This window comes from Longilinea arvoryzae (genome assembly GCF_001050235.1).
Taxonomy (GTDB): Bacteria; Chloroflexota; Anaerolineae; order Anaerolineales; family Anaerolineaceae; genus Longilinea; species Longilinea arvoryzae.
The window spans coordinates 3177112-3191082 of the sequence record NZ_DF967972.1 but is presented as its reverse complement, the minus strand read 5'-3'; the positions used below and the strand labels follow the sequence as shown (position 1 = coordinate 3191082).

General features: G+C 56.8%; 13 protein-coding genes. 3 read left to right on the top strand and 10 right to left on the bottom strand.

Annotated features, from left to right (window positions below; translation table 11 throughout):
* Positions 1 to 73 precede the first annotated feature (73 nt).
* From LARV_RS14230 to LARV_RS14190, 9 genes are all read right to left on the bottom strand, one after another.
* Positions 74 to 1033, bottom strand: a complete 960-nt coding sequence (locus LARV_RS14230; protein WP_075074254.1) for a prenyltransferase/squalene oxidase repeat-containing protein — start codon at positions 1031 to 1033, stop codon at positions 74 to 76.
* Between the two features lie 100 nt (positions 1034 to 1133).
* Positions 1134 to 1697, bottom strand: coding sequence for an FKBP-type peptidyl-prolyl cis-trans isomerase (locus LARV_RS14225; protein ID WP_075074253.1), 564 nt, complete (start codon positions 1695 to 1697; stop codon positions 1134 to 1136).
* A 115-nt stretch (positions 1698 to 1812) separates the two neighbouring features.
* A complete protein-coding gene (locus tag LARV_RS14220) occupies positions 1813 to 2370 on the bottom strand; it encodes a YceI family protein (protein ID WP_075074252.1) in 558 nt (185 codons plus the stop codon).
* A gap of 145 nt (positions 2371 to 2515) precedes the next feature.
* On the bottom strand, positions 2516 to 3070 hold the full coding sequence (locus LARV_RS14215) for a hypothetical protein (protein WP_152031804.1): 555 nt from the start codon (positions 3068 to 3070) through the stop codon (positions 2516 to 2518).
* A 113-nt stretch (positions 3071 to 3183) separates the two neighbouring features.
* On the bottom strand, positions 3184 to 4284 hold the full coding sequence (locus tag LARV_RS14210; protein WP_075074250.1) for a hypothetical protein: 1101 nt from the start codon (positions 4282 to 4284) through the stop codon (positions 3184 to 3186).
* Positions 4285 to 4289: 5 nt separating this feature from the next.
* Positions 4290 to 4511 carry a hypothetical protein gene (locus tag LARV_RS14205; protein WP_075074249.1) on the bottom strand — a complete coding sequence of 74 codons (222 nt, stop codon included), beginning with the start codon at positions 4509 to 4511 and terminating at the stop codon, positions 4290 to 4292.
* 17 nt (positions 4512 to 4528) lie between these two features.
* Positions 4529 to 4747, bottom strand: coding sequence for a hypothetical protein (locus LARV_RS14200; RefSeq protein ID WP_152031803.1), 219 nt, complete (start codon positions 4745 to 4747; stop codon positions 4529 to 4531).
* A gap of 4 nt (positions 4748 to 4751) precedes the next feature.
* Entirely contained in the window at positions 4752 to 5894 is a 1143-nt protein-coding gene (gene ftsZ, locus LARV_RS14195) for a cell division protein FtsZ (protein WP_075075252.1), read from the bottom strand.
* 18 nt (positions 5895 to 5912) lie between these two features.
* Entirely contained in the window at positions 5913 to 7262 is a 1350-nt protein-coding gene (locus LARV_RS14190) for a hypothetical protein (RefSeq protein ID WP_075074247.1), read from the bottom strand.
* A gap of 161 nt (positions 7263 to 7423) precedes the next feature.
* On the opposite strand from LARV_RS14190, the gene LARV_RS14185 reads away from it, so the two are divergent.
* The 3 genes from LARV_RS14185 (at position 7424) to LARV_RS14175 (ending at position 11034) form a co-directional block, all read left to right on the top strand.
* Positions 7424 to 8344 carry an SDR family oxidoreductase gene (locus tag LARV_RS14185; protein ID WP_075074246.1) on the top strand — a complete coding sequence of 307 codons (921 nt, stop codon included), beginning with the start codon at positions 7424 to 7426 and terminating at the stop codon, positions 8342 to 8344.
* Positions 8345 to 8348: 4 nt separating this feature from the next.
* Complete coding sequence (locus LARV_RS14180; RefSeq protein WP_075074245.1) at positions 8349 to 9818, top strand: DUF3536 domain-containing protein; 1470 nt, start codon at positions 8349 to 8351, stop codon at positions 9816 to 9818.
* 382 nt (positions 9819 to 10200) lie between these two features.
* Positions 10201 to 11034, top strand: a complete 834-nt coding sequence (locus LARV_RS14175; protein ID WP_075074244.1) for a class I SAM-dependent methyltransferase — start codon at positions 10201 to 10203, stop codon at positions 11032 to 11034.
* A gap of 195 nt (positions 11035 to 11229) precedes the next feature.
* Here the strand turns inward: LARV_RS14175 and mutS are convergent, their stop codons facing one another.
* Positions 11230 to 13830 (bottom strand): DNA mismatch repair protein MutS, encoded by a 2601-nt coding sequence (mutS, locus tag LARV_RS14170; RefSeq protein ID WP_075074243.1) that lies wholly within the window; start codon positions 13828 to 13830, stop codon positions 11230 to 11232.
* Positions 13831 to 13971 lie beyond the last annotated feature (141 nt).

Genomic DNA, 13971 nt, shown 5'->3' with positions numbered 1-13971 from the left:
TCCTGGTATCGAGTTTGCGTGCCAATTCGAAATCAAGTATATGCGGTTCCGGGCAGTTTCGCAATGCGACGGGTCAACCGCGTCCGGAAGCCTTTAGAACAAAATGCGCCAGGACGCTCACAAATGGATTGTGAACTTTAGCGGAAGTCACGCCCCAATCGGTGGCTGAACGGCCGCTGACCTCGCGCTGCGTGACAGTGTACCAGCGCGCGTCGGCCGGAAAGTTGCCATCCGGCAGGCGGCGCGATTCGAGCCAATCGAGAGCCTCCTTGCAGCGCGGGTCGTGGATCCAGCCGCATTCGGCCATCACGAGAAGCCCGAAAAGGACGTCGTAATGCCAGTAGAACGGATAATGCAATTCCAGGAAATGCGGGTCGATCACCGAGCCGTCTTTCAGGCGGCGAAACAAACGCCGCGAAAGAAAAATCTCAGCCGCGCGTTCGGCCGAATTCTGTGAGTCGGCATTGCCCGTCAGGCGGGCGTGCAGCGCCAGCGCGCGCAGCGGGATCAACGATTCATGGAATGAGGAGTGCGATGCCCGGGGATGTTTGTCGCAATTCCAGCCCCCGTCCGGCCACTGCCAGGCAACCAGGCGGTGCGCCAGCTCATCGCAGCGTTCGTCCGCCAGCCCCAGGGTGAGCAGGGCATACAGCGCGTTGCCTTCTTGAGAGGCGCAGCGACGGGTGAGACCGGCAATGTGGCGAATGTTCTTTTGATGGGTGGGCGAAAGCAGCCAGGCCAGTTCCTGCTCGCGCAGGGGGAACAACGTGTCATCTCCGGCCGGGTAACCCCACTCGGCCAGCAACGCAAGCACCCAGTGAGCTCCCAACCACTTTTGGTATGGGTGGAAAGGAAGCCTTCCCTGTTCGTCTCGCCCGGCCAGCATGGCCTGAACACGGGGGCTGGTCGGAATTTCCTGGCGAGCCTGCCTGACCTGGTCTGATTGCGGAGACGCGCCCCGAACCTTAACGACCCAGGTGAACTTCAAGACCGGGTCTGAAGCGTAGATTGGTTCTTTTTCTGCGGATAGCATGGGGTTCTCCTGCCAGGAAAGATAGAATGAGTATAGCGCAGTTGAATGGAATTAAAAACAGGCAGCCGGTTGGCTGCCTGTCAGAGTCGACAAAAAGGCTTTATTTCAGTTCGTCTTCTTCATCTTCTTCTTCGTCGAACTCTTCGTCGTCCAGATCGTCATCCCATTCATCGAGATCATCGTCGTGAACATGGCCGTGGTCGAGTTCTTCATCCGTGGGCGCCCGCAGGTCTGTGATGGTGACCTGGAAATCCAGGGTTTTGCCGGCCAGCGGGTGATTGAAATCGAGCTGAATCGAGTCGTCCTTGATATCGCTGATGATGGCCGTGTCTTCGCTGCCGTCGTCCATGGCAACCTGAATTTCGGTGCCGATTTCCAGCGGAATTTCCGCCGGAAATTCGGAGCGGGGAACGTCGACGAGATTTTCGGGTTCGAATTCGCCATAACCGTCGGCCGGAAGAACGGTGACACTTTTGCTTTCACCGATGACCATGCCGGCCAGTTCACGCTCCAGCCCGGGAATGATATTCCCGCGTCCTTGAAGGAAGGCAATCGGCCCGCCTTCTTCGGATGAATCCACAACCTCGCCGTCAACAGTGAGCGAGTAGTCCATGATAACGACGACGTCGTTTTCGATTTTGGTGGGTTTTACACTTTCGTTCAAGGGGTACTCCATTTCTGATTAAACCGTCAAATCGCGGTTTGCGCGAACGCGACATTATAACATGAAACCGGCAGATGTCTGCCGGTTTTGGTTGCTTTGTTGGAAAATTACTTCCTTAATTGTTCCTCTCACTTGCGCTGACGACTTCCGGAATCTCCTTAATGACCTCGAGCTCGATGTGAATCTTGATATCATCGCCAACCAGCACGCCGCCGGTCTCGAGGGTTTGATTCCAAACCAGATTCCAATCTTTGCGGTTGATTTTGGTGTTGGCGGTGAATCCGGCGCTGAACTTTCCCCAGGGGCTCCTGGCCTGGCCGTTATATTCGGTTTCCAACACGACCGGGTGGGTGATATTGCGGATGGTCAGGTCGCCGTAGATGCGCCCTGTCGTGTCGTCCAATTGCTCGACTCGGGTGCTTTTGAACGTCAGATAGGGATATTTTTCAGATTCGAAGAAATCGGCGGAGCGCAGGTGATTGTCACGCTGAGGTTCGTTGGTGTTGATGCTGGCCGTTTCGATTCTGACGTCCACGCTCGAAGAGGCGGTATTTGTTTCGTTAAAGTCGACATTCCCGTCGAAGCGTTCGAAGCGCCCCCGGACAGTGGAAATCATCATATGGCGAACGGCAAATTCGATCACCGTATGGGCGTTGTCAATTTTCCAAGTCATGATAGTTACTCCTTGTGCTATGATCACATATCGTTATTATTCAGATAACATAAGGATAGTATATGACGAATTGTTTTAAAAGTCAATAAAAAGATAAAATATCTCCGAAATTATCATCGAACTCTTAATTTCGGAACCCGCTATCTTATTGTCCGAATACGTCGCACAAGCCGCTTTTTTGAATTCTGTCCCACTCCCCGATCACCTGATCAAGGGAAATATCCGTTCGCAAATGATCCGGGATGACTTGATTCCATTCCAAACCGGTCAAGACTCCCGATCCACGTTCGCGCAATGCACTGCAAAGAGATCCCAGCAGGTCGATTTCGGGTTTTAGCAGGGTCTGATTATCTGAATCCAGAGTCTGCGAGAATTCAGCGCCGGTCAAAAAACGAGTCCAGTAGGAGGCGCCTTTTTGGTCGATCATTACGACATGCGACCACTGGAGGTTATATTCTTTTTGTAATTGTTCAAGAAAAGCAGTGGAAATCGTCTTCTCTTTGGAGAGGGAAAAATGGGCCGCCAGGTCCATTTCACCGTTTCGGTTGGTGGGATAAATGGGCAGGAACGAAATGCTGGCCGGATCGGCCAGGTAGGTAAAGGCAACCCAAACCGAAATCAGGGCAGGATGATCACTGTCGAGCTGGTCGACGTGCACAATTAAAAAATTATATTGCTGCTCGCCTGCCGTGGCAGCCAAATTGCCAGATTGTCCTACACCGGCAGTAGAGAACAATTCGGCAACATGAAAACCGAGGAAGACGAAGAGCAAGAAAGCGAGGAGTGCTAGGAAAATTCCTATCTTTCGCATGGTCAGGATCGGGGTTTGGTAAATGCACCGTTCTTTGCTCGACCTGGCGGGTTACCTAGATCGCCGGGGTCATTATACTGAATGATCTCTCGGAGGGTCTTGGCAAAAGGGTGGCCACCGGCAGAAAGGTTGGCCCCCTTGAAAGTTGGCTGCGATGAATCGACTGCGTTTAGATCGGCAAAAACAACCATGCCGATGTAAAGCTGCGCACGAAGCTGTGTGGCAGCTTGCGTCAACCAGTTGCTTTGTTGGTTCGGGTCTTTTGTGCTTGTTTCCCCTGAATTGATTGTACCATCAGGTACGGAAAGATGGGTAATCCAGAGCAGGCAATTTCCCTGGTTGTTATCCGTCATGACCTGCCGGATGGCTTCATACCGCCGCAGCAGACGTTTTTCAGAATCCTGAGTTGGATCGGAAGGTTGGCCGGTGATTTCGGAATAGCGCAGGCTGACGACTGGCAGATTGCCGGCCGCTCCCGCCTGGTACAGGCCTCGCAAAAAATCCAATTCATCCATGGAGCCGGAGCTTGAATTCTTGGTGATTTCCAGGCCGCCCGCGATCCATTCCAGGGATATGCCGCTTTCCTGAAGCTTCGAGCGCACGCTTGAAAACGCATTCCAATAAGCCGCCGGATCGGGAGCTGCCCCCCAACCGGTGAGCGTGTTGGCGCTCGGAAAGAATTCGACCGCTTGAAGCGTGCCGGCGTAGCGCGCCGCCAACATCTGGACGAACACAGCCGCCAGATTAGGGTTGGGTCCCTGGGACGTCAGCGCCCAGGCCGGTGGTTGGGTGATGCTCAGCATGACGGCGGTTTGATTTTGAGCCGCGGTCTGCATGGCCTGATCCAGCCGGGTGAAATCGATGGCCACGGTTGGATCGGGCATGAGCGATGCCCAGGCAAGGTCGATGGTCAGCCAATCCAACCGCAGCGTGCCGGCCAGTTGCAATGCCTGATCGAATTGCGACCCATACAGGTTCAGGCGGGCGCCAAAACCGAACTCGGCCGAACCGGGGATGCCCCGAGCGGCCTGAACGGGCTGTGTATGGATCGACGAAACCAGGACGACCAGGATGAGGAAGAGGACCGGCCAGCGAAGACGCATCGGTTTTACCTCGTGAGAAGGTACAGATTGGCGACGAGTCCGGTAACAAAACCTGCGGCTGAGGCGCATAGAATCCAGGTCATGGCCTGGCGAACGGCCCGCGGTTCCAGCAATCGATAAAACCGGGGCAGATTGTGGCGCACAAATTCGGATTTCGTCAGAGTATTGATCACAAAATCCCAGAATAAGATTTCGACGCGTTGGGTGATTGGGACATTAATGTTCATGTTACTACCTCTTTTTTTCACCGAGATTCGGACATTTTGATGATCTTGCCCCCGCTGTTGGCAACAACGCGAACCGTTTTTTCGATCGAATGTCCGCTTTCGCTGGCGACCTTCGCAGAGAAGATCAGCAATACCTGTTCCTCTCCTTGAGCCTTAACTCTGGGCTGCCGCCCTTCCATTTCTGGAAAACGGCGGTAGACCTGTTTGCAAATCGCAGAAACCAATGATTTTTCCATACGGTTAGTGTACCCGGCGACGCATGAATGCCGGCAGATCCAGATCAGAGGCGGCGCCGACGCCGGCCTCGACGGATTCGCGTTGGGGCAATGTGCCGACGCAAATGGGCTTTTCCTCCGCAGCGGCCGGGTGAGCCTGGGCCTGGGCCGGCTGCGGCTGCAGGGAAACCGGCATAGCGGTGGCGCCCAGACCGGTGATGATCAGAATGACCTGGGTGCGGTCGTGCATACGGTCGTCGTTGATGACGCCCGGGACAATCTCGGCCTGGCCATTGGTGCGGTTCTGGAGTTCGTTGAGCGCGTCCATCACCTCGAAGAAAGTCAAATCCGATCCGCCGGTGAAATTGGCGATGATGCCGTTGGCGTTTTCCAGGTTGATCGATTCCAGCAGCGGATGATGCAGCGCGTATTCGATGGCCTTGCGCGCCTTGCCTTCACCTTCACCGATGCCAATCGAGAGCAGCGCGCCGCCGCCCATCTGCATGATCTTGCGGATGTGGGCGAAATCGACGTTGATCAGCCCGGGTTCGGTGATCAGTTCGGTGATGCCCTGGATGCCCTGGCGCAGTACGTCATCCGCCAGGCGGAAGGCCATCTCGAGGGTCAGATCCGGGCGGGCGATGCTGAGCAGGCGATCGTTTGGAATGCTGATGAGTGTGTCAGTGAAGGGACGCAGCTTGGCCAGGCCAGCGCGGGCGTTCTTCTGACGCCGGCCGACTTCGAAGGCAAACGGCATGGTGACGACCGCGACGGTCACCGCGCCCAGGGAACGGGCCACCCGAGCGGCAATCGAGATCGCACCGGTGCCGGTCCCGCCGCCCATGCCGGCTGCCAGGAAGACCATGTCGGCGCCCTGCATGGCGGCTTTGAGTTCTTTGATGCTTTCCTCGGCGGCGCCTTCACCCATTTCGGGGTTGCCGCCGGCGCCCAATCCGCGCGTGAGCTGCGGGCCGAGCTGAATTTTGACTGGCGCAAGCGAATTTCGCAGAGCCTGGGCATCGGTGTTTGCGGCGATAAAATCGACTCCGGACAATCCCAATTCGATCATGCGATTGATGGCATTGGACCCCCCGCCACCCAAACCGATCACTTTTAATACCGGCGGTTTGACGTTGAGGGGTACTTGCTGGATGGGTTTTGCGGGCATCGTTATGTTCATGGTGTGTTACCTCTCTGCCAGTTGTGTTGCAATACTCATGCCATCCCCGCGAATCCATTCGACCTGGCAACCGGCATGGCGAAGTTGATCCAGATCGTCCTCGCTGAAGGCCTTGTCGCTCCCGACCAGGGTTACCTGTTCGGCAATAGCCGCTTCGGTCATCTGAAAGCCCACTGTGGGCTGGTATTTCTTGACGAAACCGCGGATGACGTTCCAATCCCAATCCGAAATGCCGTCCGGGTAGCTGGGCAGCAGGAGATAATGGTGGATCGGGCGGATGCCGGCGGGAACAACTTTCGCGTCCGCATTGTCCTTGGAACCTGTGAAGTGGTTCTTTTCAGCCCAGTCCAGCAGCGCCTGGCCGGCCGGGCGAGGAGTACCTTGCGCGTCGAAGAGGGCCTGTTTCTGGCAGGGATCCGCTTCCTCGGCGCTCAGCAGCCAGAAATTACAGGCCACGACCTGATCCAGGAGGGGTTCCCGGGAAGTCTCACCCGGTTCCGCTTCAGCGTTGGTGATTCCGGCGCATAAATTGGCAATTTCCAGATATAAATCGACCATTTCAGGGGCGCCGGCTGTTTCCCGGGAGTGAATCGGATCACCCGTCAGACCAGCGCCGAATAAGATCAGCGGGACCTGCTTTTGCAGCACGGTCTGAACGATCGCCTGGTACCAGTCGCCAATCCGGAAACCGAGCTGATCCTGTGCGCCGTCCGGAGTGAAATACGGATGTGCTTCGGGCCAGCGTTCCGGACCGCCGGCGCCCCAATCCAGGGGGCGGCCGTGCGTCCAGGCGTAAGCGCCCAGCATCAGATGATCCAACAGGCCGGTTTGCTTGCGGCGTTCGAGCGCTTCCAGCGAAAGACGCAGAAAAGCCGTGTCCCAAAAGTTACCGCCGGGTTCGAGGGGCGGAAACACCGGGGTGAGCCCGGATTGGAGGGCCAGGTTGGCGGGCGGCAGGTAACGATCGAGGAAACGATCGACCAGACCCTGCTGCGTCCATCCGCCGCATGGCCAGGCCGTGCGGCTGTTCGGGCTGTCGAAGAGGACGACGTGGCGTACACCCCAGCGCGCATAAGCGCCGAACAACAATTCGAATCCGGGCATATCGATGGCAGTTCCGAGCGGCATGGACATTTGTAAAATGGGTTGGATGCCTGCTTCGAATAACCCGCTGATAAAGGGTTCGGGAATGGCGGCTCGTTCACCCTCTGCTTGCAAAACCAGCCAGGATGCGCCCAGTTTCTTGAGAGGCGGCAGCCAGGTCTGTAAATCGATTTCTCGGAAATGTTTCGTATCTTGAAAATAATGGCAGCCGAGCCGGTTCTGGTAATCGATGGTCAAATCAGATGCATCCATATTGTCCTCGCTGAATGAACTGCTCGTTAAGGTGCAACTAGCATGCCAGAGAAATCGCCCTTGAAGGATTTTTTCGGTTTTAAAAGAGAGGAAGATTGTAAGATTTGATTGATGATGAGCTCTACTGATTCATTTTTGTACTTCTGATATAATTTCATTCAATGATTCTTGTTACCGGTGGCACGGGTTTTATCGGACGCGAATTGGTGCGCCAGCTAGTGTCGATGGGAAAACCCGTACGTACCTTACTGCGGCCATCTACAAATTCGCCTGCATTGCCCAAAGGTGTGCCGGTCGAGGTGGCCGTTTGTAGTTTACTGGATGAGCGCGGGCTGAGGGCTGCCATGAAGGGGGTGGACACCGTGTTTCATCTGGCCAGCGCAGAACATCAAAGCACCGGCGCGGATTTGACCCAGGTGGATGTGGAAGGAACTCACCAGGTGGCGCTGGCCGCAGCGCAGGCCGGCATTGAGCATTTCTTCTTCCTGAGCCATCTGGGGGCGGATCGAGCCTCTGCTTACCCGGTCCTGCGCGCCAAGGCCCTGGCCGAATCGGCCATTGTCCACAGCGGCGTTCCTTACACGATCTTTCGCAGTGGAGCCGTTTTTGGACCCGGCGATTACCTGTTCAGCGGGCTGACACGCCTGATGCGCATGCTGCCGATCGCTTTCTTCCTGCCGGGCGACGGCGGCCATCTGGTTCAGCCGATCTGGGTCGAAGACCTGGTGACCTGCATGTTGATGGCCCTGGAAAGCAACGCTTATGAAAATCAGGTGTTATCGATCGGTGGCGCTGAATACCTGTCGTTGCGTGAGATCCTGAAGATCATCGAAAACGCCACCGGGATGCGCCGTATCCCCGTCGAAGTGTATCCGGCGACCGTTCGCGTTTTTGCACTCTGGTATGAACAAACCTTTCACCATTTTCCATTATCGTTATTCTGGCTGGATTACCTGTCTTCTGATCGAACCTGTCCGGTGGATACCATCCCGCGCATGTTCGGCCTGATGCCGGCGCGCTTCAACCAGCAATCCGAATATCTCAAGTATGTTTCGAACCCTAAAACAAAAAGGAAACAATAAAGGTATGTCGATCTCCAATTCGTTAGGGTTATGCATCCACGCGCACTTCTACCAACCCACCCGCGAGGATCCGCTGACGGGGAAAATTCCCCAGGAACCTGGCGCGGCACCTTACCATGACTGGAACGAAAAAATTTACGATCGCTGCTACCGTCCGAACGCCGAATTGGGCGTGTTCGAACGGGTCAGTTTCAATATCGGCCCGACCCTGTTCGATTGGATGGCGGAAAACCATCCGGATACCAGCCAACAGATCATTGCCCAGGCGCACGCCAACCTGGAGCACTTTGGCGTCACCAACGCGCTGGCGCAGCCTTATCACCATACCATCCTGCCGCTGGGCGGTTTTGAAGATAAGGTGACCCAGGTGCGCTGGGGAATCGCCGATTTCGAACAACGCTTTGGCTTCAAACCCCAGGGCATGTGGCTGCCCGAAGCCGCCGTGGACCTGGAAACGCTGGCCGTGCTGGCCGATTGCGGCATCCAGTTCACTATCCTGGCGCCCTGGCAGGCCGGCGTGCCCAACGTGGACGTCACCCGGCCGTACCGGGTGGAATTGCCCAACGGCAAGGAAATTACAGTCATCTTCTACCAGGCCGAACTCAGCTCGAATGTGAGCTTCAACCCCCAGGCCACCGTCAACGCGGATGATTTCGCGCAAAGTTTGCTGGGCCGGGAATATTTCCCGCGCAAAGGGCAGTCCAGCCTGCTTACCATCGCCTCCGACGGCGAACTCTACGGCCACCACCAGCCTTTCCGCGACCGGTTCCTGGCGCGCCTGACGGACGGCGCGCTCAGCGGAACGCCGCTGCGGACAACCTTCCCCGCACTGTGGCTGCAGGAAAATCCCGCCACCCAGACCATTGCCATCCATGACCGGACTTCCTGGAGTTGCCACCACGGCGTGGCGCGCTGGTCGACGGGCTGCGATTGCACCCCGCGCAGCGCCTGGAAGCAGCCGTTCTTCGCGGCCATGCAATGGCTGGGCCAGGAGATCGACCGCATTTATCTGCAAGTGACATCCACTCTGGTCCGCGATCCATGGGAGCTGCGCCACCAGTATATCCGGGTGCGCCTGGGGCAAACCCGGGTGGACGATCTGCTCCGGGAACACGTCCTGCCGCCGCTGGATGAAGAACAGGCGCGCTCGCTGGACTTGATCCTGCGCGCGCAGTTCGAACGCCAGCGCATGTTCACCTCGTGCGGCTGGTTCTTTGAGGATTTCGACCGCATCGAACCGCGCAATAACGTCGCCTACGCCGCTCAGGCGGCCTGGTGGACGTTGCTGGCCAGCGGCGAGGATCTGACCGAGGGCATGCTCGACCGGCTTCACGCGGTCACGAGCTGTCGCTCGGGGTTGTGCGCGGATATCATCTTCGTGCGCCAGTTCCGCAAGACCAGCCAGTTCTACAAGGATTGGGCGCTGCCCAGGCGAACGCTGCCGCAATGGAGCAGTGAAGCCTACGCGGATTGAATGAGAAGACGGACTCCCGGACGCGGCCTGAGGAGCCCGTCATTTTTTTTCCAACGTGGATCACTAATGGCGTGGGGACCTTCGATCGAGAGAGCGCGATTTTGGGGGTAAGAGCGCCGGAGCGAGGGGAGTCAAACCCATCCAAGCCGTAGGGTGGGCTTCAGCCCACATCTTCGGCTGTTCCCTGCCGTAACACCATGCGCTGCACCATCCATCGTCTGTAAGGTGGGCTTCAGCCCACATCTTCGGCTGCTGTTGATTAATCATGCAACCATTTATGAATATTATCCGTATATCAATTACTGGACAAATCCATAATGTCACAGAACATCTTACTCACCCTCTTTGTTACCGGGGAAATGGATTGATATAAGGAGATTCGATGCTGTTCAAGGAACTTGGCAAATTTACAACCAAACCAAATTTGTATGCTCCGAGCACCAACAAATTCTGGGATGATGACCACATCTCGAAAGGGATGCTGGAGGCTCACCTGAATCCCAATTGGGATGCGGCAACCCGTAAACCTGAATTTCTAGAAAAATCCGTAAATTGGATTTCGCGAATTGCGCCGCCGCCTCAATACCGGTTATTGCTTGATTTGGGTTGCGGCCCCGGCCTATATGCGGAGCGTTTCAGTAAGGCGGGATATTCTGTGACCGGATTGGATTATTCCAAACGGTCCATCGCATACGCAAAAGAACAGACGTCGCTCAATCAAAGTAATATCGAATATTACTACCAGGATTATTTGACGATTGATTATGAGGATCAGTTCGATGTCGTAACCTTGATCTATTGCGATTATCCCGTGTTGTCGATTACGGACAGGCAAATATTATTGAAGAAAATTTATCGAGCATTAAAGCCGAATGGGAAATTCATCCTCGATGTATTTACCCCTCGGATGAGAAAAAATGAAAGCCGTTCATGGTTCTCCAGTGGAGAAGATGGATTTTTTAGCGAAAAGCCGCATATTGTATTGGACTCCGTTTATCAGTACGATGACGATGATCACACCGAGCTGCGGCAATCCATTGTGATAACCGAAGACGCGGTCAATTGCTACAACATCTGGGATCATTTTTTTACAAAGGATGCACTGATCTCAGAAATCCTCCCCGCGGGTTTCAAGGCATTTGAAATTTATGGTGATATTGCGGGGGAGGAATATTCAGAGGGCGGAGAAACGATCTGCGGCGTTTTTACAAAGTAGCAGCTGCAGATCATTCAGACATAGTCAGAAGTTGTATTGCTTCAGATTGACATTCGAAGCATTCAGAGCACATTCTCAACATTGTGCGCATACGATGGGCGGGGCAAAAGCCTCGCCCATGGCGATTTAAAAGCGAGGTGGTGTAGGGGCAGGGATTCTCAGGAAGGCAACTTACCAATCGCTCCGGAACACTCCCTACAACTTATTCCCCGGTCGATCAGTCTTCTTCTCTTTTGAACCAAATTTTCTTTGCCATTCGTACAACTTATTCAACGCCTCGATTGGCGACATCGAATTGATATCCAATTCCTCCAATTCATCCAGCATTGGATTGGTCTCCGGGAAGAGCGCCATCTGCTGCGAGAGTCCGGGCGCGATCTTGACCGCTTTGCCGGAGGACTGCTCGAGGGTGTGCATGATCTCGCTGGCGCGCTGGATGACCGGCTTGGGCAGCCCGGCCAGTTGGGCCACGTGGATGCCGTAGGAGCGGTCCGCGCCGCCGGGGACGATCTTGTGCAGGAAGACGACCTTGCCGCCGGCTTCGCTGACGGCGACGTTGTAGTTGCGCACGCCGGGTAGCAGGTCGGCCAGTTGGGTCAGTTCGTGGTAGTGGGTGGCGAACAGGGTGCGCGAGCGCAGGCCGGGGTGGTTGTGGATGTACTCGACCACCGCCCAGGCGATGGAGACGCCGTCGTAGGTGCTGGTGCCGCGACCGATTTCATCCAAAATGAGCAGGCTGCGCGCGGTGGCGTGGTTGAGGATGTTGGCCGCCTCGATCATTTCGACCATGAACGTCGATTGGCCGGCGTGGATCTCGTCCTGGGCACCGATGCGGGTGAAGATGCGGTCGACCAGACCGATGTGCGCCGATGAAGCCGGGACGAAACTGCCGATCTGGGCCATCAGCACGATCAGGGCCACCTGGCGCAGGAAGGTGCTCTTGCCGCTCATATTGGGCCCGGTGATGACGCGCACCATCTCGCCGGGTTCGAAAGTCGCGTCGTTGGGCACGAAGCGGTCGCCGCTCAGGGTGTTCTCGACCACCGGGTGGCGCCCGTCGCGGATCTCCAGGCGGGTATCTTCAGATAACTCGGGACGCACGTAGTTGCCGACCGCGGCGGCTTCGGCGAGCGAGGCCAGCACGTCCAGGTTGGCCAGACTGCGGGCCGTGGAAAGCATCCTGGCGCTGGCGGCGGCCAACCGGGCGCAAATTTCCTTGAACAGGCGGCCTTCGATTTCGCGGATGCGTTCCTCGGCGTTCAGCACCAGCGCTTCGTATTCTTTCATTTCGGGGGTGATGTAACGTTCGGCGTTGACCAGGGTCTGCTTGCGAATGTAATCCTGGGGCGCGTTGGCGGTGTTGCTGTTGCTGATCTCGATGTAATAGCCGAAGACCTTGTTGTAACCGACCTTGAGATTCTTGACGCCGGTCCGCTCGCGCTCGACCGATTCGAGGTTGGCGATCCAATCCCGGGCGTGGCCCGAGGCTTCGATGACGTTGTCCAGTTCGCCGGAATAACCCGAACGGATGATGCCCGAGTTTTGCAGCGTGGCCGGCGGCTCCTCGCTGACGGCCGTTTCGAGCAGTTGCAGTTCCTCGCTGCACAAATCCAGCCCCGTCAGCGGATCGGCCAGCTCGGACGGCTGCGCGGCGAACAAGGCCAGCACGCCGGGCAGGTGCTGCAGGGTGGCGCGGATGGCGGTCAGGTCGCGCGGCCCGGCGTGACCTGAGATCACCCGGTTGATCAGGCGTTCCAGATCGCCCAGCGGGCGCAGCGCGGTGCGCAACTCGGCGCGCAGCAGGCCCTGCGTCACCAGGTACGCCACACCGTCCTGGCGGCGGCGAATGGCGGCCGGGTCGAGCAGGGGTTTACTGACCCACTGGCGCATCAGGCGCTTGCCCATGGGCGTGGTGGTGTGGTCGAGCACGGAGAGCAGGGAACCCTGCGTCTCGCCGGTGCGAATGGTTTCGGTCAACTCGAGGTTGCGGCGCGTGGCGGCGTCCAACGTCATGAACTCATTCAACGAATAGGTGGACAGCGAGTTCAGAAGCTGCAGCGCGGTCGGCTGGGTCTCCTGCAGGTATTGCAGCACGGCGCCGGCGGCGCGAATGGCATCGCCCAGCCCGTGCAGGCCGAAGCCGTCCAGCGTGCCGGCCTCGAACTGGCGCAGCAGCGTTTCCTGGCAGCGCCCACTCTCGAAGCGCCAATCCGGCCAGTGGGTGATGTGCCCGGGGAACCCATTCTGGATTTCGATCGTTTCGGGCAGCAGGACTTCGGCCGGATTCAAACGGATCAATTCCGCCCGCAGCATCCCGGCGATATCCTCGCCCTCCAGTTCGGTGGCGGCGAACTCACCGGTGGTGATATCCACATAGGCCACGCCGGCGCGGTTTTCGTCCGAGAAGACTCCGACCAGGTAATTGTTGCGGTCACCTTTGAGCAGTCCGGGCTCGACGACCGTGCCCGGGGTCACCACGCGGATGACTTTGCGCGGAAACAGTCCCTTCACCGGCTGGTCGCCCATCTGTTCGCAGATGGCGACGTGATAGCCCTTGTCGATCAGGCGGGCCAGGTAATTTTCGACCGCATGGTAGGGGATACCGGCCATGGGGATGCGCGTGCCTTTGGCGACGCCGCGCGAAGTCAGGACGATGTCGAGTTCGCGCGAGGCGATTTCGGCATCGTCATCGAAGGTTTCGTAGAAATCGCCCAGGCGAAAGAAGAGAATGGCGTCTGGATGCTGGCGTTTGATATCCAGATACTGCTGGCGAATGGGGGTAATGTCTTCGGACATGAGCTTCATTCTATATTCAGGCTGGAATTTTCACAAGGTTATTTGTTTGCGCGAAAAGCTGGCCGGAAAGATGGTTTACCACGAAAGACACGAAAAGAACAAAAAGCCCGGGCGATTCGCCCGGGCCAGGGATTAAGCTAT

Bases quoted from the DNA above. Each gene is read 5' to 3' on its own strand.
- mutS (WP_075074243.1), bottom strand. From the start codon at position 13,830: ATGTCCGAAGACATTACCCCCATTCGCCAGCAGTATCTGGATATCAAA.
- LARV_RS14180 (WP_075074245.1), top strand. From the start codon at position 8,349: ATGTCGATCTCCAATTCGTTAGGGTTATGCATCCACGCGCACTTCTAC.
- LARV_RS14185 (WP_075074246.1), top strand. From the start codon at position 7,424: ATGATTCTTGTTACCGGTGGCACGGGTTTTATCGGACGCGAATTGGTG.
- LARV_RS14220 (WP_075074252.1), bottom strand. From the start codon at position 2,370: ATGACTTGGAAAATTGACAACGCCCATACGGTGATCGAATTTGCCGTT.
- LARV_RS14210 (WP_075074250.1), bottom strand. From the start codon at position 4,284: ATGCGTCTTCGCTGGCCGGTCCTCTTCCTCATCCTGGTCGTCCTGGTT.
- ftsZ (WP_075075252.1), bottom strand. From the start codon at position 5,894: ATGCCCGCAAAACCCATCCAGCAAGTACCCCTCAACGTCAAACCGCCG.
- LARV_RS14190 (WP_075074247.1), bottom strand. From the start codon at position 7,262: ATGGATGCATCTGATTTGACCATCGATTACCAGAACCGGCTCGGCTGC.
- LARV_RS14205 (WP_075074249.1), bottom strand. From the start codon at position 4,511: ATGAACATTAATGTCCCAATCACCCAACGCGTCGAAATCTTATTCTGG.
- LARV_RS14230 (WP_075074254.1), bottom strand. From the start codon at position 1,033: ATGCTATCCGCAGAAAAAGAACCAATCTACGCTTCAGACCCGGTCTTG.
- LARV_RS14200 (WP_152031803.1), bottom strand. From the start codon at position 4,747: ATGGAAAAATCATTGGTTTCTGCGATTTGCAAACAGGTCTACCGCCGT.
- LARV_RS14175 (WP_075074244.1), top strand. From the start codon at position 10,201: ATGCTGTTCAAGGAACTTGGCAAATTTACAACCAAACCAAATTTGTAT.